Source organism: Pelagibius sp. (assembly GCF_965227505.1).
Lineage (GTDB): Bacteria > Pseudomonadota > Alphaproteobacteria > Kiloniellales > Kiloniellaceae > Pelagibius.
The window spans coordinates 3,123,464-3,142,778 of sequence record NZ_OZ245757.1 but is presented as its reverse complement, the minus strand read 5'-3'; the positions used below and the strand labels follow the sequence as shown (position 1 = coordinate 3,142,778).

At 66.3% G+C, this 19,315-nt stretch carries 18 protein-coding genes; 7 read left to right on the top strand and 11 right to left on the bottom strand.

Annotated features, from left to right (window positions below; genetic code table 11):
• Positions 1 to 181 precede the first annotated feature (181 nt).
• The 3 genes from ACO06P_RS14985 to ACO06P_RS14975 all read right to left on the bottom strand — a co-directional run bounded on the left by ACO06P_RS14985 (position 182) and on the right by ACO06P_RS14975 (position 3,526).
• Positions 182 to 1,699 (bottom strand): sensor histidine kinase, encoded by a 1,518-nt coding sequence (locus ACO06P_RS14985; protein ID WP_420346037.1) that lies wholly within the window; start codon positions 1,697 to 1,699, stop codon positions 182 to 184.
• Positions 1,700 to 1,749: 50 nt separating this feature from the next.
• Positions 1,750 to 2,637: a PhnD/SsuA/transferrin family substrate-binding protein gene (locus ACO06P_RS14980; protein WP_420346036.1), complete on the bottom strand. Its 888-nt coding sequence runs from the start codon at positions 2,635 to 2,637 to the stop codon at positions 1,750 to 1,752.
• Positions 2,638 to 2,917: 280 nt separating this feature from the next.
• Positions 2,918 to 3,526, bottom strand: coding sequence for a septation protein A (locus ACO06P_RS14975; protein ID WP_420346035.1), 609 nt, complete (start codon positions 3,524 to 3,526; stop codon positions 2,918 to 2,920).
• A 429-nt stretch (positions 3,527 to 3,955) separates the two neighbouring features.
• Between ACO06P_RS14975 and ACO06P_RS14970 the strand changes: the two genes are divergently transcribed.
• Both ACO06P_RS14970 and ACO06P_RS14965 read left to right on the top strand, forming a co-directional pair.
• Entirely contained in the window at positions 3,956 to 4,309 is a 354-nt protein-coding gene (locus ACO06P_RS14970; protein ID WP_420346034.1) for a hypothetical protein, read from the top strand.
• 106 nt (positions 4,310 to 4,415) lie between these two features.
• The gene (locus ACO06P_RS14965) at positions 4,416 to 4,901 is read left to right on the top strand and encodes an MmcB family DNA repair protein (RefSeq protein ID WP_420346033.1); all 486 of its coding nucleotides are present in this window, start codon (positions 4,416 to 4,418) and stop codon (positions 4,899 to 4,901) included.
• Here ACO06P_RS14965 and rfaE1 read toward each other — a convergent pair.
• Positions 4,898 to 6,412 (bottom strand): D-glycero-beta-D-manno-heptose-7-phosphate kinase, encoded by a 1,515-nt coding sequence (gene rfaE1, locus ACO06P_RS14960; protein WP_420346032.1) that lies wholly within the window; start codon positions 6,410 to 6,412, stop codon positions 4,898 to 4,900. The genes ACO06P_RS14965 and rfaE1 overlap by 4 nt on opposite strands.
• A 272-nt stretch (positions 6,413 to 6,684) precedes the next feature.
• Between rfaE1 and ACO06P_RS14955 the strand changes: the two genes are divergently transcribed.
• Positions 6,685 to 7,965, top strand: coding sequence for a hypothetical protein (locus ACO06P_RS14955; protein WP_420346031.1), 1,281 nt, complete (start codon positions 6,685 to 6,687; stop codon positions 7,963 to 7,965).
• Between the two features lie 126 nt (positions 7,966 to 8,091).
• Here the strand turns inward: ACO06P_RS14955 and ACO06P_RS14950 are convergent, their stop codons facing one another.
• From ACO06P_RS14950 to cobT, 3 genes are all read right to left on the bottom strand, one after another.
• The gene (locus ACO06P_RS14950; RefSeq protein ID WP_420346030.1) at positions 8,092 to 8,646 is read right to left on the bottom strand and encodes an ActR/PrrA/RegA family redox response regulator transcription factor; all 555 of its coding nucleotides are present in this window, start codon (positions 8,644 to 8,646) and stop codon (positions 8,092 to 8,094) included.
• Positions 8,647 to 8,655: 9 nt separating this feature from the next.
• A complete protein-coding gene (locus tag ACO06P_RS14945) occupies positions 8,656 to 10,014 on the bottom strand; it encodes an ActS/PrrB/RegB family redox-sensitive histidine kinase (protein WP_420349648.1) in 1,359 nt (452 codons plus the stop codon).
• A 71-nt stretch (positions 10,015 to 10,085) separates the two neighbouring features.
• Positions 10,086 to 11,156 carry a nicotinate-nucleotide--dimethylbenzimidazole phosphoribosyltransferase gene (gene cobT, locus ACO06P_RS14940; RefSeq protein ID WP_421935202.1) on the bottom strand — a complete coding sequence of 357 codons (1,071 nt, stop codon included), beginning with the start codon at positions 11,154 to 11,156 and terminating at the stop codon, positions 10,086 to 10,088.
• A 252-nt stretch (positions 11,157 to 11,408) separates the two neighbouring features.
• Between cobT and cobS the strand changes: the two genes are divergently transcribed.
• The 4 genes from cobS to ACO06P_RS14920 all read left to right on the top strand — a co-directional run bounded on the left by cobS (position 11,409) and on the right by ACO06P_RS14920 (position 14,623).
• Positions 11,409 to 12,164, top strand: coding sequence for an adenosylcobinamide-GDP ribazoletransferase (gene cobS, locus ACO06P_RS14935; protein WP_421935201.1), 756 nt, complete (start codon positions 11,409 to 11,411; stop codon positions 12,162 to 12,164).
• A 63-nt stretch (positions 12,165 to 12,227) separates the two neighbouring features.
• Complete coding sequence (locus tag ACO06P_RS14930) at positions 12,228 to 12,899, top strand: histidine phosphatase family protein (protein WP_420346029.1); 672 nt, start codon at positions 12,228 to 12,230, stop codon at positions 12,897 to 12,899.
• Between the two features lie 147 nt (positions 12,900 to 13,046).
• A complete protein-coding gene (locus ACO06P_RS14925) occupies positions 13,047 to 13,745 on the top strand; it encodes a lipid-binding SYLF domain-containing protein (RefSeq protein WP_420346028.1) in 699 nt (232 codons plus the stop codon).
• A gap of 212 nt (positions 13,746 to 13,957) precedes the next feature.
• Positions 13,958 to 14,623 carry an SCO family protein gene (locus ACO06P_RS14920; protein ID WP_420346027.1) on the top strand — a complete coding sequence of 222 codons (666 nt, stop codon included), beginning with the start codon at positions 13,958 to 13,960 and terminating at the stop codon, positions 14,621 to 14,623.
• A gap of 65 nt (positions 14,624 to 14,688) precedes the next feature.
• Here the strand turns inward: ACO06P_RS14920 and ACO06P_RS14915 are convergent, their stop codons facing one another.
• The 4 genes from ACO06P_RS14915 to ugpB form a co-directional block, all read right to left on the bottom strand.
• Positions 14,689 to 15,774, bottom strand: coding sequence for a sn-glycerol-3-phosphate import ATP-binding protein UgpC (locus ACO06P_RS14915; RefSeq protein ID WP_420346026.1), 1,086 nt, complete (start codon positions 15,772 to 15,774; stop codon positions 14,689 to 14,691).
• Between the two features lie 15 nt (positions 15,775 to 15,789).
• Positions 15,790 to 16,638, bottom strand: a complete 849-nt coding sequence (ugpE, locus tag ACO06P_RS14910; RefSeq protein ID WP_420346025.1) for a sn-glycerol-3-phosphate ABC transporter permease UgpE — start codon at positions 16,636 to 16,638, stop codon at positions 15,790 to 15,792.
• Positions 16,639 to 16,916: 278 nt separating this feature from the next.
• Complete coding sequence (gene ugpA / locus ACO06P_RS14905) at positions 16,917 to 17,756, bottom strand: sn-glycerol-3-phosphate ABC transporter permease UgpA (RefSeq protein WP_421938204.1); 840 nt, start codon at positions 17,754 to 17,756, stop codon at positions 16,917 to 16,919.
• Between the two features lie 124 nt (positions 17,757 to 17,880).
• Positions 17,881 to 19,203: a sn-glycerol-3-phosphate ABC transporter substrate-binding protein UgpB gene (ugpB, locus tag ACO06P_RS14900; protein WP_420346023.1), complete on the bottom strand. Its 1,323-nt coding sequence runs from the start codon at positions 19,201 to 19,203 to the stop codon at positions 17,881 to 17,883.
• Positions 19,204 to 19,315: the final 112 nt, after the last annotated feature.

Genomic DNA, 19,315 nt, shown 5'->3' with positions numbered 1-19,315 from the left:
ATACCATCCGCGGCGCTGCGTTGCGGATGCATCTCCTTCGCCCATCGGCCGTCGGCTGGCCGGCGACTCCGAAACGGCGGCAAGGCGGCCGGTGCCTAGGAGGATGGTGCGCCGGAAAATCTGTGTATACAGATTTTTGATGAAGGGTGCAAGCGCGCCGGACATCGCAGCGCGCTCTGCTTTAGCGCCTGCGTAAACCGGCGACAGCGGCGAGAGGCAAGGAGGGGCCCGGCTGCGCGGCAGGGGCCTCGTCGGTCTTGGCGATGCGCGCCGGCAGGACGAAGGCTACGGTCGTCCCGACCCGATACTCACTTTCGATCGAAAACTCGCCGCCGTGGAGCTTCACCAGCGCCGCCGCCATCGGCAGGCCGAGGCCGGTGCCCTCATGTTCGCGCGTGTAGGCGTTTTCGACCTGGCCGAAGGGTTGCATGACGGTCTCGAGCTTGTCGGGCGGAATGCCGATCCCGCTGTCCCGTACCATGACCCTCAGGCCCGTTGCCGGAATCCATTGCGCCGCGATCACCACCTCACCTTCGGGCTCGGTGAATTTGATCGCGTTGCTCAGGAGGTTGAGCAGCACCTGGCGCAGGCGGCGACCGTCGGCGCGCAGCACCGGCATCTCGGTGGCAAGATCGACGACCAGCCGCAGCCGGCCCTGGCTCGCCTTCTCCTGGACCAGTTCCACACAAGCCTCGACCTCGGCGCGGAAGTCGACATCGTCGATGCTGAGATCGACGCGGCCCGCCTCGATCTTGGAGATGTCGAGAATGTCGTTGATCAGGGCCAGCAGGTGCAGACCGGAACTGCGCACCTGTTTCACGTAGTCCGCGTAGCGCGGATCGCCGACCGGACCGTAGAGCTCCATTTCCATCATCTCGGAAAAGCCGTTGATCGCGTTCAGCGGGGTGCGCAGTTCGTGGCTCATGTTGGCGAGGAACGATGTCATGGCGCGGTTGGCGGACTCGGCCTCGTCCCGCGCTTCTTCCAGCTCCGCCTCGCGCTGCGCTTTCTGGGTCAGCAGAACGCCGACGGCGTTCACCGCCTCGTCCAGCTGCTGCAGTTCCATCGATGTGAACGACGCCAGCTCTTCCTGGGACCGGAAGACGCCGCGGCTGAAGCTGCGCAGCCGGGCCGAGAGCATGTTGACCGGGCGGATCGCGAAAGCATTGACGAGAAGGAAGATCAGCAGCGAGAGAATGAAGCAGACGAAGCCCAGCGACATGGCGATCGACCAGGCATGCTTGGCGGTCTCCTCTTCGATGCGGGAGTTGTCCCAGGTGAACGTCATGCGGCCGAAGTTTTCACCCGCGAAGGTGACCGACTTGGTGATCTCGACAACCGATTTCGACGTCTTGAGCTGGCGCTGCCAGGCATAGAGCACGGCGCCGTCCTCGTTGACGATCTTGGCCGAGGCAAGGTCGGGGTCGCGGACGACCATCTGGCTCATGGTCGTCTCGAGGCGCGGCAGATCCTCGCTGATGATGTCTTCCAGGGAGGACAGGCGGATCAGGTCGAACTTACGCTCCGCCTCTTCGGCGGAGCGTTCCAGGAGATAGGCTTCTTCGGCGTGACGGATCTGGTAGCCGGCCAGGGTGGCGAGCAGCAAGGCCAACGCCACCAGGCCGAGCAGCAGCTGCGTCCCTAGCCGCAGCCTGCCCCGGCGCTCCGGGCCGACTTCGGGCCCAATGATCCGGGGCATGGAGTCATGCTGATCCATCTACTGCCTATGGGCGTCATCGACGCCTGCGTTCACTGAAGCTGGGCGAAAAACTGCGGGTTCTGACGAATCGCCTCGCGGGTCGGCTCGTAGTCGCTGTCGTCGCCTTCGAAGAAGCCGTCAAAGCGCAAAGCCCTCAGTGCGGCACGATCCGTCACGTTCAAGAGCGCCTTGCGAAGGGCCCCTTCGATCCGCGGATCCAGCCCGGCGCGGGCGACCCAGGGCCGGGTCGAGTTCCGGAACTTGTAGAGGGCGCGGATCGGCACGCCCTTGTCGACGAGTTTCTTGAAGGTCGTCTCCTCCAGCGCACCCGCGTCGAAAAGGCCCGAGCCGACCGCGCGGCCGACCTTGTCGTGGCGGCCGAGATAGTCGTAGCGGGCGAGGTCGCGCGCATAGAGGCCGGCGCGCATGAGGGTGAGCTGGGAGAAGTAGCGCCCCAGGGTCGAACGCTTCGAACCGAAGGCGAAGCTGTGGCCGCGCAGTTCCGAAACATCGCCCAGCGCGCTGTCGCGATGCACGGCGATGATCCCGTTGAACGACTTGGCCCCGTTCTTGTTCTCCATGGCCAGAACCGAAAGGCCGGGTTGCGACTCCTTGGCAAAGACATAGGAGGCCGGGCCCAACCGGGTGAAGTCGACATCGCCATTGACGATCAGGTCGACACCGGCCTCGTAGCCCTTCACCAGCTGCAGCTTGATCTCGACCTCCTCGCCGAGAACCTTGGAGGTTTCCTCGGCGATGACGTCAAGGGTCGGCCGCAACTGGGCGACCATCGCCGAAGGCTTGTCCGGCGCGTAGGTTCCGAACGTCAAAACGACCTTGGCCTCGGCAGGCGCGGTATTGAACCCGGCCGCCACAGCGATACCCAAGGCCGCCGCAAGCGAGCACAGCGTGTGTCTGCGCGTGAACAGAATGCTCATCTTGGTTACCCCGCAAAGGCATTTGGTTTCATGCATTTGCGGGTCAGTAAAGGAGAGTGAAGTTAATAAAGATTGAAAACTCTAACGATAAAGATATCGCCTAGAATATTACAAATTGAGAACAACTGTTAATTGTCCCCGCAAGCCCGGGCCGGGCTGACGGGCGGATGTCGGCAAACCGCCGGGAAGCCTGAAAAACGCCGGCCCGAAGCCGGGCTGACGGGGCGGCAGCCGCCGCGAGAACTGGATTTGATCCCTAGACCTTAACAGTCGGCAGGTCCTAGGACTTCAGCCCTCCTGACCGTTCGTCGCCGGTCTCGTCTTCGTCGATCGACAGCATGTGGCTGCGCATGAAGTAAATCTGCGATGCCACGAAGACAAAAGTCAGGGCAAGGATGCCGAAGACCTTGAAGGTGACCCAGAAGTCCGTCGACTGCGTCCGCCAGATCGCCTCGTTGAGGGCCGCCATCGCAACGAAGAACCAGGCAAAGCGGCTGGACAGCTTGACCCAGCCCGCCTCGTCCAAAGGCCAGGCCGACCCCAGAAGCGGCTTCAGGAGGGGCCGCTTGAACGCCAGACCGGCAAAGAGGGCGGCGGCGAACAGCAGTTGCACGATGGTCGGCTTCATCTTGAAGAAGGTCTCATCCTCCAGCCAGAGGGTGAGCCCGCCGAAAACGACGACCACCACGGCCGTGACCAGGGGCATGGGTGGCACGCGCCGCTCGATCATGAACGACAAGAGAAGAGCCACCGCGGTGGCGATCATGATGGCCAGCGTCGCCATCATCAGGTCGCTCAACCAGTAGGTCGCAAAGAAAATCGCCAGGGGGCCGTAGTCGACCGCCGGTCTGAGCCATGCCGGCGCCTTGGTCTCTGTTGCTTCGCTCACGCGGATCCTCTTCTCGTCCCAGCCGGCGGCAAGGGCGCGCCGCCTGCATTCTGCATTGTCTCCTGCCCAGCGGTCTGCCGGGCCCCGGGTCTTGGTTCCAGGGACAGGCTATCCCGGAACCACGATGTTCCCAGACCACAATATAGGCGAGGGCGGGTCTCAGTTCACCTCTTGAGCAGACGGGGAGCGCGCAAACGAAGATCGCGCGAACGAGAGGGCCGTGAAGGCGCGGAGGACGGAGGCGCCGCCGGGATTTGCCGGCTTTGGCTCGAATTCAAGCCAAAGCCGTTCAGTCCTTAACAGCTTCTTAAAGCTGCTGTGACATTTTCGAAGGTACGAAGGTCCGTTGCCAATCAGGAGCTTTTGAGCGTGTTTGAACAATCCGCTTCATCACAGGCATTTGAACCTGCCGCAGCCGAGGCAAGCAACTTGCCGCGCAACCAGCCGACTGCCCAACGCGACCCCTTCATCGAACACTACTTCAAGCGCATCGACCCGAAGCTGGCGGCAAGCTTCACGCCGGAGCAATGCGCTGCAATCAAGAACATGTTCGGTGCCCGAGGCGTTGCCAAGCATGCGGTGGAACTGCGCCGCTCCCTGCCGATCGGGCGGCGCCGGTACTATCTGGTGCTGCTGCTGGGCCGCGAGCGGCGCGGCTTCGACAGGCTGTTCAGCGAAGGCGCGGTCTCCGGGCCTTTCACTTTCGTCGGCTATGCCATCACCGCTGCTCTCTGGCTGATCCCCGCAGGCATTCTGGCCGTCATCCTGCAGGCTCTGCTCTAGGCCCAGCGGGAATACGGCGGGAGCACGGCGGGAGGACGACAGGAGACCCCCGGCAGCCCCCCCGGCAGCCATGGAACCGGCCTGCGCGGCGCGCTAGTCTGGGGTCATGGCAACGGCCCCGCCCTTCGAGCCCCAGATGCTTGCGGAGACCGCCCGCCGCGACACCGCATCCCTGCTGTCGCGCGGCCTTGTGCGGTATCACGCGGAGCTGGGCCTCGTCTGCCTCTCGGAATTCACCCTGCGCAGCGGCCGCCGCGCCGACCTGATGTGCCTGGACCCCAAGGGCGGGCTGACCATCATCGAAATCAAGTCGAGCGTCGAAGACTTCCGCAACGACCGCAAGTGGCCGGACTACCTGGACTACTGCGACCGCTTCTACTTCGCGGTCCCGGAGGACTTCCCCCAGGATCTGATTCCGGCCGATCAGGGGCTGATGGTAGCAGACGCCTACGGCGCGACCGTTCTGCGGGCGGCCTCCGCCACACCGCTGAACGCGGCGCGGCGGCGCGCCATCACCCTGCGTTTCGCCCAACTCGCCGCGCGGCGCCTGACCCTCGCAATCGATCCTGAAGCCTTCGCCGCCGGCGGCTAACGCTGTTCGCGCACTGCGGTTCCGCCGCTCTGGCCGTCGGACAGCCGCTTTATGGTGGCCGTGGTCGACTGGCCGGGCGTCAGATCCGCCAGCATCACGCGCCCGCCGTAGCTTTGGACGATGTCGGCGCCGACCACTTGGTCGAGACGATAGTCGGCGCCTTTGACCAGCACCTCCGGCTTCAGCGCTTCGATCAGCGAAAGCGGCGTGTCTTCGGAGAACACCACGACACGGCTGACACTGGCCAGAGAGGCGAGCACTGCCCCTCTTGCCGCCTCGCTTTGCACGGGCCGGCCATCGCCTTTCAACCGCCGCACCGAGGCATCGCTGTTGAGACCGACGACGAGGCGGTCGCAGGCCGCCTCGGCCTGCTGCAGCAGGGAGACATGGCCAGGATGCAGCAGGTCGAAGCAGCCGTTTGTGAAGCCGATCCTGAGGCCGCGCCGGCGCCACCGGCCGACCTGCTCCAGCAGGCTGTCCAGATCGACCACCTTGGTTTCCGCCTCCAGCAGCTCGCTGGCATGCAAGGCCTGCGCGATCTCGCCGGGCTGCGCGACCGCGGTGCCGAGCTTGCCGACGACGATCGCCGCGGCCGCATTGGCCAGGCTCGCCGCCTCGGCCGGCGCAAGCCCGGCCCCCAGGGCCAGAGCGAAGGCTGCGACCACGGTATCGCCGGCGCCGGAAACGTCGTAGACCTCCCGGGCCTGGGCCTTCAGGTGATGAACCTCGCCTCCCTCCGCAGCCTGCACCAGGGTCATCCCCTGTTCGCTGCGGGTGGCCAGGACGGCGGCGATGCCGGTCTCGTCGATCACCCTGCGGCAGGCCGCCACGACGGCCCCGTTGTCGCCGACCGGCAGGCCGGAGGCCTCCTGCAGTTCGCGCCGGTTCGGCGTCACCCAGTCGGCGCCGCGGTAGCGGCTGAAGTCGCGGCCCTTGGGGTCGACGACCACGGGGCAGCCCCGTTTCGCCGCCGCCGCCAACACCGCCTCGACGACAGGAGGGCTGAGCACCCCTTTCCCGTAATCAGAGAGGATCACCACCGCCGCGTCTTTGACCGCCGCGACGGCGGCCTCGGCAACCGCGGCCGTCACCTCGTTCCCGAGGGTGCCCGCATCCTCGCGGTCGGCGCGCAGCAGCTGCTGGCCGCCGGCGATGAAGCGCTCCTTGATGGTCGTCGGACGCCCGGCGTCGGTCACAAGCTGCGCCCTGCCGCCGACCGGTTCCAGGCAGGTCGCCGCCAGGTCGCGCACCTGCCAGCCGGCGGCATCCTCCCCGACCACGGCAACGCCCAGCGGGCAGGCGCCGAGCGCCGCCAGATTGCGCAGAACGTTGCCGGCGCCCCCCAACATCGCGGTTTCCCGCTCGATCCGCATGATCGGAATGGGCGCCTCAGGCGAAATGCGATCGACACTGCCGTAGACGAAGCGGTCGAGCATGACGTCGCCAAGCACCAGAACAGGGACGGATTTCAGGCGCCCCAAGCGGGCTGTCAAATCGGAGTCTTCAGACATCGAAACAGTCTACGGGAACACTGAAACCGGAAAAGGTCCACTCGCGGCCCTCGCGCGTCGCGCTAGTCGGCTGATTCTGCACGAAAGACGGCGCGTTCGCCAGATCCCCGGGAAGCCCTGAGAATCCAGTCCCAGGGGCCATGGGCGGGTTAAACCAGGACGCGATGCGTCCCGGACTGTCTGTTCAATCATTAACCAAAACTCAAGATGAAAGCGATAAACAAGGCTGTCCGCATAGTTCAGTGTGAGCACAGATGGAGCCGCCGACCACCATGTCTCAACAGCCTACCATGCAGGAACAGGCCCTGTTGAACCACATCAAAAGGCTGGAACGCAGCGGCGATGAACACCTGGCTGTTCAGGTGCACCTCTCAAAGCTGATTGCATTCAAGACCCTGCCGGAATGCGTGAACGTCGCGATCACGATGATGAAGCGCGTCGCCAAGGTCCACGACGCCAGCCTTTTCCAGCTCGCCAACGAAGACATCTTTCTGGTCTATCACCGCGGCTGCGTCGCCCAGATCGACGAGACGCTGGGCAGGCTCAGCCGCGTCCTGAAGGAAGACCCCTTCTTCAGCGACGGTCCGGCAGCCGAACAGGAATTCTGCAGCCACTTCGATTTTGCAGGGGGTTACGAGGATCTGGTCGGGCGCGCCGAGGCCCTGTTGGAGGAAAAGGTCAAGGCGGATTCGGCGCTGCGGCACAACGGCGGCCGGCGCGCCGAAAAGCGGCCCCTCAGCCTCGCCGGGCTGGCGGCCGTCGAAAAGGCCATCACCCAGGCCGATCTCTCCACCATGACCAGCCGCCAGCCGGTCTGCGAAGTGGATGAAGACGGGCGCCCGCTCGTGCTGTTCCACGAGCTCTTCACCTCGATCTCCGCGCTTACCGACACCCTGCTGCCGGACGAAAACGTCTTTGCCGACCGCTGGCTGTTTCAATACCTCACCGCACAGCTCGACCAGCGCATGCTGGCCTGGCTCGGCAAGAATGACGATGCCACCCTCAGGCACACCTTCAGCCTCAACATCAACATCGCTTCGCTGCTGTCGCCGCGGTTCCTCGAGTTCGACGGTCAGCTCGACCAGAAGCGGCGCAACACGATCATTCTCGAATTGCAGATCCACGACGTCTTTGCCGACGTGACGCGCTATCTCTTCGCCCGCGAGTTCCTGCTCGACCGCGGCTACCGCATCTGCCTGGACGGGGTGAACGAGCTCTCCCTGCCCTTCGTGCACCGCAGCGACCTGGGGGCGGAGCTCGTCAAGCTGCAATGGTCCCCCAATCTGCGCCGTCAGATCGAGGGCAAGCAGGGCGCCCCGATCCGGGCCGCGATCGAGCGGATCACCGCGCCGCGCATCATCTTCACGCGCTGCGAAAGCGACGATGCCATAGAGCTCGGCCACGAACTGGGCGTCTGCCTGTTCCAGGGCTTCTTCCTGGATCACCTGCTCAAGGAAAAGATCACCCGCGAGGAAGCGGCGGAGCGCCTGGGCGCCGCCCTTTCCCGCCACCGCCAGATGACGGCGCCGGCCGCGGCGGCAGCCAGCTCCTAGCGCGGACCCGGGTTGGATGGCATCGCCAGAGGCGATCCATCAACCCGGAGGGTCTGCCACAGGTACTGCGTAGAGAGCGGGTCCCGGAGGCCCGGCCCGACCAGAAAACCCGCTTGACCGGAACGGTCAGTTGCGCGGCGCGTACTTCGCCAGGATGCGCTGCAGGGTGCGGCGGTGCATGCGCAGACGCCGGGCCGTCTCCGACACATTGCGGTCGCATTGCTCGTAGACGCGCTGGATATGCTCCCAGCGCACGCGGTCCGCGCTCATGGGATGACAGGGCGGCGGCGGCAGCACTTCTTCCTGCTCCAGCAGCGCTGCTTCGACCTGGTCCGCGTCGGCCGGCTTGGGCAGATAGTCGGTGGCGCCGACTTTCACCGCCGCAACCGCCGTTGCGATGTTGCCATAGCCGGTCAGCACGATAATGCGGGCATCTTCGCGCGCCTCGCGCAGGGCCTGCACGACCTCCAGACCGGAGCCGTCTTCCAGGCGCAGGTCGACCACGGCATAGCCCGGTGCGGCGCGCTGCGCCAAGGCCAGCCCGTCAGCGACCGAATAGGCGGTCTGAACGGCAAAGTCCCGACGCTCCATGGCCCGCGCCAGTCGGTCGCAGAAGCGCTGATCGTCGTCGACGATCAACAGGTCGCGCTGCTCTGGGCGCGCTTCGGCTTCGTTGAGCATGGTTAACTCCTAGCTTGCACGGCGGCGACGTTCCGGCCCCAGAACGGCCTCTTCCTTTACTTCTAATTTATGACGCGGCCAGCGAATCTCCACCACCGCCCCACCCGAAATCTCGTTGGAGAACTCGATATTGGCGCCGAGATGCGCCAGAAGCGTGCGGGCAATGAAGATGCCGAGACCCATGTGCTGGCTCTCGCCGCGGCGACGGTCCCGCGGACCGGTGGAATAGTACGGTTCACCGAGGCGGCTCAGGACGGTCATGTCAAAGCCCGGGCCGTCGTCGGCAATCCGCAGCATGACCGACTCCTCGTCCCAGGTCACGTCGACGTCGACCTGGTGCCTTGCGAACTGGACCGCGTTCTGGATCAACGTGCCGAGGCCATGCAGAATCTCCGCATTGCGGGTGACGGTCGGCTGGGCGGCATCGCTGTCGATCGCCGGGCCGGCATGGATCTCCAGGGCCACGCCCTCGCGCCGGTGGACCGCCGCCGCAGCCTCCACCAGGGCCGTCACCGGAAGCCTGTGATAGGGCGAGCCGTCGTCCCAGGCGGGCCGTTCGGCGAGGCCGGCCAGGATCGAGCGGCAGCGCAGCGATTCGGCGTGGAGCAGTTCGACATCCTCGCGCAGCGGCGAGTCCGCCGAGAGTTCGCGCTGCAGCTCGCGCGCCACCACCGCGATCGTCGCCAGCGGCGTGCCCAGTTCATGGGCGGTCGCCGCCGCCAGGCCGCCCAGGGCGGAAAGCTGCTGCTCGCGCGCCAGCGCCAGACGGGTCGCCTCCAGGGCCTGCGACATGCGCCGGCTTTCCTCGGCGACCGAGGAAACGTAAGCGGCGATGAAGACCACCGCGATCACCAGCGCCGCCCAGACGCCGGCGATGTAGACCGGCGAGAGCTGGACGCCGCTCTCCGGCCAGGGCAGCGGCAGGTGCCAGATCGCCAGCACCGAAACCAGAACGAGGGCGAAAGCCGAAATCGTGAAAGTGCTGCGCCGCGACAGCGTCCATCCGGAAATCACCACCGGCGCGAGGATCAGCATGGCAAAGGGGTTCTGCAGGCCGCCGGTCATCCCCAGCAGGATGGCAAGCTGGGCCACGTCGAAACAGAGATTGAGCACGGCTTCGCGGTCGCTGAGCCAGGTGGCGCTGCTGGGCCGTGCGACGGAAAGCACCACGTTGACGACGCCGGAGACCGCGATCACCGCCATGGCCGGGATGAAGACAATCGGATAGCCGAGGCCGAAATAGACCACGGAGAGGGTCGTTGCCTGACCGAAGAGGGCGACCCAGCGGATCACCACCAGCGTCCGCAGACGCAAGCGCCCGCCGGAGGCCGGGGCGGCGTCCGGGGTCAGGGGCGTGGTCGTCGCCATGGCCGTGCCTTTTGCATGGAGTCCAGTCTGGACCCCAATTCCGGAAAGGCAAGCCCCCGCCGGCTGCGGCTTCAGGCGCCCCCGTCCGGCCCCGAAACCCCGTCCGGACCCGAAACTCCCGCCGGCCCCGAAACCCCCGCCTCGTCGAAGGTCGCCATGCCGTTGTGGCAGGCCACGGCCGCTTTCAGCAGCAATACCGCCACCATCGCGCCGGAGGCCTCGCCCAGGCGCATGCCAAGGTCGACCAGAGCCTCCTTGCCGATGCGTTGCAGCAGGTGCTTGTGCCCCGGCTCGGCGGAGACGTGGGAAACCATGCAGTGATCGATCGCTGCCGGGTCCAGGGCATGGATAACCGCCGCCGCGGCAGTGCAGGCATAGCCATCCAGCAGCACCGGGGTGCGCGCCATCCGCGCCGCCAGAACGGCCCCGGCGATGGCCGCCAGTTCGCGCCCGCCCAGCCGGCGCAGAACCTCCAGCGGGTCGCCCAGGGCATCGCCGTGGAGGGCAACGGCCTGATCGACCAGCCGCGCCTTTTCCGCCATGCGCACCGCATCGATCCCGGTGCCCGGTCCGACCCAGTCGGCGCCCTTGCCGCCGTAGAGGCCGCAGCAGAGCGCCGCCGCGGCGGTCGTGTTGGCAATGCCCATCTCCCCCAGGGCCAGGACGTCGATGCCGCTTTCGACCGCCATCATGCCGTAGGCCATGGCCTTGGCGCAGTCTTCCTCGTCCATCGCCGCGGTCTCGGAGAAATCCCCGGTGGGCTCTTCCAGCGCCATCTCGTAGACGCGCAGGTCCGCATTGGCGAGGCTGCAGAGCTGATTGACCGCCGCACCGCCGTCGATGAAGTTGCTCACCATCTGGGTGGTGACCGCCGCCGGATAGGCGGAAACGCCCTTCTCCGCAATTCCATGGTTGCCGGCAAAGACCGCCGCGTAAGGCCGCTCCACCGAGGGCGGATTGCGCCCCTGCCAGCCCGCCAGCCAGACGGCGACCTCTTCCAGACGGCCGAGCGCGCCGGCCGGCTTGGTCAGCTTGGACTGGCGCTCCCGCGCAATCTCGACAGCCAGGTCGTCGACCGCCGGCAGCGCTGGCAGAAGCGCGCGGATCTCGGCGAAGCTGGCAATGGTCTTCGCAGCCTTCATGGCAAATTCTCCTAACCGCCGGGTCGCAGCGGGCGGGCGCGGGCCTCCGATCCGAAAGGTCCGGCCCGCATGTTCGTGACCCGGTACCTGGAACTGTCATATAAACGGCCAAACCGAGCCGACCAAACCGAAAAGCATCAGCCGAGCCCAAAGCCCGCCATGTCTCCTCCGCCACCGCCGGATCTTCACTCGCCGGGCCCGCGTCGGTCCCCGGCCGCGCCCGCGGCCTGGTGGCATGATCTGAAGGTCGCCATGACCCTGCTGACCCGGCTGCCGATGACAGCGCGGCCGGCGCCACCGCTGCCGGTGGCCGAGAGCCCGGCGGAGCAGGCCCCCTTGGCCCGGGCGAGCCGCTGCTATCCCGCCGTCGGCGCCGTTGTCGGCGCCATTGGCGGGCTGAGCCTGCTGGCGGCGGCAGCCCTCCAGCTCCCGGCCCCGGCCGCCGCGCTGCTGGCGGTGGCAGTGACGATCCTGGTCACCGGGGCGCTGCACGAGGATGGCCTCGCCGATGTGGCGGACGGCTTCGGGGGGGGCCGGGACCCCGCGCACAAGCTGGCCATCATGCGCGACAGCCGTATCGGCAGCTACGGGGTGCTCGCCCTCGTGCTCTCGGTGGCGCTGCGCGCCGCCGCGCTGGCGGCAATCGCCGCCCCTGACGCCGGTCAGGCGGCTCTTGCCCTGATCGCCTCCCAGTGCATCTCGCGGGCCGGCCTCGGCGCCCTGATGGCCGGCCTGCCGGGCGCGCGCGCCGACGGGCTCGCCGCAGCGGTGGGGCGGCCGCGCGGCGCCGACGCCCTGGCGGCCGCGGCGACGGCCATCCTGGCCGCGGTCCTGCTGCTGCCCTGGCACGCGGCGGCGCTGGCCCTGGCCGGCGCTTTCCTGGCTTCGACGGGCATCGCGGTCCTGGCGCGGCGGCAGATCGGCGGTTACACCGGCGACGTTCTCGGCGCCGCCCAGCAGCTTTCCGAGATCGTCGTGCTGCTGGTCCTGGCGGCGCTGATGGCGTAGAGACGGGATTCGTGGGGAGACGGGATTCGCGGGGAGACGGGATTGGTGGAGGCAGGAGACGTTATGACCATGACGCGCTGGTGGTGGGTCCGCCACGCCCCGGTGGTCGGCCAGGACGGCCGCATCTACGGCAACCGCGACGTGGCCTGCGACTGCAGCGACGAGGCGGTGTTCCGCGGCCTGTCGCGGCTGCTGCCGCAGGAGGCCGCCTGGGTGGTCACCCCGCTCAGCCGCACCGTGAAGACCGCCGAAGCCATCCATCGTCAGCGCGCGCTGCCCCAGCCGCCTTTCGCAGTGGAGGCAGAGCTGGCGGAACAGGATTTCGGTCACTGGCAGTCCATGACCTACGCCGAACTGGACGCCCAGCGCAGCGCCGACTGGCGGCGCTTCTGGCTGGGTCCGGCCGAGGAGGTTCCGCCCGGCGGTGAAAGCTTCGCGTCGGTCTGCCGCCGGGTTGGGGAAGCCGTCGGCCGCCTGAACCGGCGCTTCGCCGGTCGCGACGTGGTCTGCGTCAGCCATGGCGGGCCGATCCGCGCGGCGCTGGGCCATGCGCTCGGCCTGCCGCCGGACCGCGCTCTCAGCTTTGCCATCGACAACTGTGCCGTGACCCGCATCGACCACTTCGCGGAGAACGGGCAGGCCGAGGGAGCGGCGGCCGGGGAAGGGGGCACAAGCGGCCCGGAAGGCAGCTGGCGCGTTGCACTGGTCAACGCAAAGGCCCATATCCCGGAATGAAATGCCGTTGCATCAGACTGTTAGGGTATTGAACTGCAGCGCGGGCCATCCGGGCCAGGAACCGGCGGCCACCCCTGTTGCGGCGGAGCGTCGCGGCAGGCGGCCGTGCTAGTATGGTGTCGCATCATATTTCAGGAAGGTGATTTCATGACGGGTTCAGCAATCCTGCGCAGCTTGCGGGCGACTGCGGCTGCCCTGCTTATGGCGGTCGTCCTTGTGGCGGTCGGCGGCGGTCCTGCCGCATATGCCGACAACGAGGCTGAGGCTCTGGTGACCGAGTCGCGCCTGACCGTCGATCGCCTGATGTCGGACGAGGACTTTTTCGAGCTTTCGAAATTCATCCAGTCGGCCAAGGGCATTTACATCGTCCCGCAGCTGGTCAAAGGCGGATTCATCCTGGGCGCAGAGGGCGGGTCCGGCGTCTTCATGGCGCGCGGCACCGACGGCAGCTGGTCAGCACCGGCCTTCTACACCCTGGCGGCCGGCTCCATCGGGCTGCAGATCGGCGGCGAGGTGAAAGAGGTGGTCTTCGTGCTGATGAGCGACAAGGCCGTCGATGCCATGCTGTCCAGCGAGTTCAAGCTGGGCGCCGACGCCAGCATCTCCGTCGGCCCGGTTGGCCGGGGGGTCGAGGCGTCGCGCACCACCGACTTCACCTCCGATATCTACGCCTTCTCAAAGTCCGTCGGCCTGTTCGGCGGCGGTGCGCTGGAAGGCGCGAAGATTTTCGAGCGCAAGAACCTTGCCGCGGGTTACTACGGCGGTCCGGCGGGCGCGCGGGACATCGTCATCAATCGCACGTTCAGCAACGCCCAGGCCGACAGGCTGCGCGAGACTCTGCCCTGAGCGCCGGCCTGAGCCCTGGCCCCCGAGCGCTGGCCTGAGCGGCCTAGCCCCCGCGACCGCTCCGGGGTGCAGTCCAGGCACAGACCCGGGATCTGGCGGGGTCAGGTCCCGGCTGGCGCGACACAGCGCCGCATTGCGCAAGCCCGGGCGATTGTCTATAGATTTTAAGCGCATAGCGAGAGGGGTCATTTGACCGCAGGAGGCCTTTGCCCATGACGCCCAAGACAAAAGTGCTGTTGATCGCCGGCCTTGGAGTCACCCTCGTGGTCGGCGGTGTGGCCGGCTGGCTCTCGGTTCAACCGCAGGCCCCGCGCCAGATCGTCTCCGGCGAAACCCAGGTCAGCGGGCAGGCGCTGATCGGCGGCCCCTTTACCCTGACGGATCACAACGGCCAGCGGCGCAGCGACGCCGACTTCCAGGGCCGCTACATGATGATCTTCTTCGGCTACACCTTCTGCCCCGACATCTGCCCCACCACCCTGACAACCGTCACCCAGGGCCTCGATATCCTGGCGGAGACCGAGAGCGCCAAGGCCGCCGCCGTTACGCCGGTCTTTGTCTCCGTCGACCCGGAGCGCGACACCACCGAGGCGCTGGCCGACTACGTCAGCCACTTCCATCCCAGCATGGTCGCCATGACCGGCAGCCCCGAAGAGGTGGCCGTTGCCGCCAAGGCCTACCGCGCGTTCTACAAGAAGGTGGAGGTCGACGACGCCAGCGACTACCTCGTCGATCACTCGCCGATCGTCTATCTGATGGGCCCGGACGGCGCCTATCTGACCCACTTCAACCACCTGACCACCGCCGAGGAGATCGCCGCAGGGCTCTCCAAGCAGGTCGACCCGACGCTCGCCACAGGGGGCTCCGCCGGCACCTGAGACACGGATCCCGGCCTTGACCGGGGCCCGGATCCGGGGCCGGGGCAGGGCTTCAGCAGAAAGCGTCAGATATCGGCGATCCGCCGCCCGCTCTCCGGATCGAAGAGGTGCAGGGCGCCGGGGTCGGCGATCAGCGGCAGGCTGTCCCCCTCGGCCATCTTCATGGTGCCCGGCACCCGCAGGGTGAGGGTCTCGTCCCGGCCGGAGAGCACGCCGTGGGCCAGGGTGTCGGCGCCCAGTGTTTCCACCATCTGAACCTGTAGCGTGAAAGCCGGATTGGCGCCCTCGGCGGCGTGCAGATGCTCCGGCCTCACGCCCAGGGTGATGCGCCGCCCCGCCTGGCCCTGCAACCCGCCGTTCGAGAAGCTGATGGCACTGCCCTGACTGACCGAGAGGCTGGCGCCGTCGGCGGCCACCTCCGCCGGGAGGAAGTTCATGGCCGGGGACCCGATGAAGCCCGCGACGAAGAGGCTCTCGGGCCGCTCATAGACCGCCAGCGGTGTGTCGATCTGCTCGGCATGACCGCCGTTCATGACAATCAGGCGGTCGGCCATGGTCATGGCCTCCACCTGGTCGTGGGTGACGTAGACCGAGGTGGTGCCGAGGCGGCGCTGCAGGCGCTTGATCTCCAGGCGCATCTGCACGCGCAGCTTGGCGTCCAGGTTCGACAGCGGCTCGTCGAAGAGGAAGGCCGCCGGCTGGCGCACGATGGCCCGGCCCATGGCGACCCGTTGGCGCTGGCCGCCGGAAAGCTGGCGCGGCTTGCGGGCCAGAAGGTCTTTCAGCTCCAGGATTCCGGCGGCTTCCGCGACCCTCTGGTCGATCTCCGCCTTGGGCATGCGGGCGATCTTCAGGCCGTAGGCCATGTTGTCGTAGACCGTCATATGCGGATAGAGGGCGTAGTTCTGGAACACCATCGCGATGTCCCGGTCCTTGGGCTCCAGATTGTTGACCACCCGGCCGCCGATGGCGATATCGCCCTCGGTGATGACCTCCAGCCCGGCGATCATGCGCAGCAGGGTCGACTTGCCGCAGCCGGACGGGCCGACGATGACGATGAACTCGCCGTCGCGGATGTCCACGGAGACGCCGTGGATCACCTTGGTGTCGCCGTAGCTTTTCTTGACGGCGCGGATGGAGATGTCAGCCATAGGGCAGTCCGTTCTTTACTTCTCGGTTTCCACCAGGCCCTTCACAAAGAGCCGCTGCATGGCCACGACGACGAAGACCGGCGGGATCATCGCCAGGATCGCGGTGGCCATGATGAGATGCCACAGCGGCTCGGAATCCGGCACCGCCACCATACGCTGAATCCCCATGACGATGGTGTAGTAGGACTCGTCGGTGGTCACCAGCAGGGGCCAGAGATACTGGTTCCAGCCGAAGATGAAGAGGATAACGAAGAGCGCCGCGATGTTGGTCCGCGACAGCGGCAGCAGGATGTCCCAGAAGAACCGCAATGCCCCGGCGCCGTCGATGCGGGCCGCCTCCAGCAGTTCGTCGGGCACGGTGAGGAAGAACTGGCGGAACAGGAAGGTCGCCGTCGCCGAGGCGATGAGCGGCACCGCCAGGCCGGCGTAGCTGTCCAGCATGCCGAGGTTCGCCACCACCTCGTAGGTCGGCAGGATGCGCACCTCCACCGGCAGCATGAGGGTGACGAAGATGATCCAGAAGGCCGTCACCCGGAAGGGGAAGTTGAAGTAGACGATGGCGAAGGCGGAGATGATGGAGATGGCGATCTTGCCGGTGGCGATGGCCAGCGCCATGACCATGCTGTTCGCCATCATCAGCAGCACCGGCGGGCTGCCCGCCGCCTCGACGCCGCCGGTCAGCGCGCTGCCGTAGTTCTCCCAGAACTGGTCGCCGGGCCAGAGCGGCAGCACGCCGGAGACCAGCCCATCGACGGGATAGGTCGAGGCGACGAAGGCCAGCCAGATCGGGAAGGCCACCACCAGCACGCCCAGGAACAGCACGATGTGGGTAATGGCCGTGAAGATGGGGCGGTTTTCGATCATGCTTCGTCGCCCCCCATACCAAGGTGTGGAGATAATGCCCCACAGAGATCCCTTCTGCACTCTTTCGGGTAGGAGAAATGCCGCAGGCGATGTGGGACATCGGCAAGGCCTTTCGACGCCCTCCGAAGGGGTGCAGAAGGGACCGGCACGGCAGCACCCTGTGGGTTTTGGACTGCGTCGTAACCGCCTCGCGATACCCCGGCATCGCCACGCCGGCTGCTCCTAGCCAAAACCCACAGGGTGCAGTCTCTGAAGGGCATTATCTCCACACCTTGGTATTAGTACTCGACCTTGCGCTCGATGTAGCGGAACTGCACCACCGTCAGCGCGATGACAATCAGCATCAGGATCACCGACTGGGCGGCGGAACCGCCGAGATCGAGGCCGACGAAGCCGTCGTTGTAGACCTTGAAAACCAGGATCGTGGTCGCCTGGGCCGGCCCGCCGGAGGTCGTCGCGTGGATGATGCCGAAGGTATCGAAGAAGGCATAGACCACGTTGACCACCAGCAGGAAGAAGGTGGTCGGCGACAGCAGCGGAAAGATGATGGTCCAGAAGCGCTTCACCGGCCCGGCGCCGTCGATGGCCGCGGCCTCGATCAGCGACTTGGGAATCGCCTGCATGCCGGCCAGGAAGAACAGGAAGTTGTAGCTCACCTGCTTCCAGGCGGCGGCGATGATCACCAGGATCATGGCATCGCCGCCGTTCAGATAGTGGTTCCAGTCGTAACCCAGCTGCTGCAGGCCATAGGCGAGCACGCCGATGGAGGGGTTGAACATGAACCACCAGAGGATGCCGGCGACGGCCGGAGCCACCGCATAGGGCCAGATCAAGAGGGTCTTGTAGCCGGTGGCGCCGCGGACCACACGGTCCGCCATAGCGGCCAGCACCAGAGCCGCGACCATCGACAACGCGGTCACGCCCAGGCTGAAGACGATGGTTGTCTGGAAGGAGGCCAGGTAGGCGGGATCGGCAAAGAGGTCTTCGAAATTCTCGAACCAGACGAAGTTCGAGCCCAGGCCGAAGGGGTCCTCCAGCAGCACCGACTGATAGAGCGCCTGCGACGCCGGCCAGATGAAGAAGACAAGGGTGATGGCAAGCTGGGGCAGGACCAGCATGTAGGGCAGAAGTCGCCCCTGGAAGATAACCCGTTTGTGCTGCACGGAGAGTCAGAGCCCCGCCGTTACGCGGCAGCGGCCCGCAGGGCGGGGCCGCTGCCTGCGCAAAGGCAGATGAGGGAGCCTAGTTGACGGTCTTTTCGAAGCGACGCAGCAGCGCGTTGCCCCGGTTGACCGCGTCGTCCAGGCCCTGCTGCGCAGTCTTGTCGCCGGCCCAGATGGCCTCCAGCTCTTCGTTGATCACGTCGCGGATCTGCACGAAGTTGCCGAGCCGCAGGCCCTTGGAGTTCTGCGTCGGTTCGTTGCCGGTCATCTGCATGATGGCGACGTCGGTGCCCGGGTTGGCCTCGTAGAAGCCCTGCTCCTTGGTCAGCTTCGCCGCCGCATGGGTGATCGGCAGATAGCCGGTCGCCTGATGCCACTCGGCCTGCACTTCAGCCGAGGAAAGATAGGAGAAGAACCTGGCGACGCCCTTGTACTCGGCATCGTCATGGCCGCCCAGCACCCACAGCGTGGCGCCGCCGATGATGGAGTTCTGCGGCGCACCCGCGTCGGGCCAGTAGGGCAGGGAACCGACGCCGAACTCGAAGTCCTTGGCGTTGGCCTTCACGCCCGCATAGGCCGCCGAGGAGTTCATGTACATGCCACATTCCTGGTTATAGAACTTCGGCGCGGAATCGGAGCGGCGGCCGCCGTAGTCGAAGATCTTTTCCTGCTGCCAGCCGGCAAGCGTGCTGACGTGCTTCACATGCAGCGGGCTGTTGAAGGCCAGTTCGGTGTCGATGCCGCCGAAGCCGTTGGCCTGGGTGGCGAAGGGCACGTTGTGCCAGGCGCTGAAATTCTCCAGCTGCACCCAGGACTGCCAGCCCGTGGTGAAGCCGCAGGCATAGCCCGCGGCCTGCAGCTTGCGCGCGGTCTCTTCGACCTCGGGCCAGGTGGCCGGCGGCGCGTTGGGATCGAGGCCCGCTTTCGCGAAGGCGTCCTTGTTGTAGTACAGCACCGGCGTGGAGCTGTTGAACGGCATCGAGAGCATGTTGCCGTCGGTGTCGGTGTAGTAGCCGGTCACCGAGGAGAGGTAGGCGGCAGGATCGAAAGGCTCACCCGCCTCGGCCATCAGCTGGTAGACCGGCTTGATCGCGCCCTTGGCGCCCATCATGGAAGCGGTGCCGACCTCGAAAACCTGAACGATGTGCGGCTGCTGATTGGCGCGGAAGGCGGCGATGGCCGCGGTCATGGTTTCCGTGTAGTTGCCCTTGTAGACCGGCGTCAGCTTGTAGTCGCTCTGGGAGGCGTTGAAGCCCTCGGCGATCTCGTTGACCTTCTCGCCCAGCTTGCCGCCCATGGCGTGCCACCACTCGACCTCGGTGGCGGCCAGGGCCGCGCTCGGCAGGCTGCCTGCAAACGCGGCGGCAGCGGCCAGAATCGTGACTTTGCGGTTCAGACGCATGAGGAATCCTTCCCTGTTTGTGCGGCTCGTTTCCCTGAGATTCGGCGGAAAACCTAGCCCGGAGCCGCGATTTTCTTTTGACGTTTCTATTACAGTTTTGTGACGTAGAGAT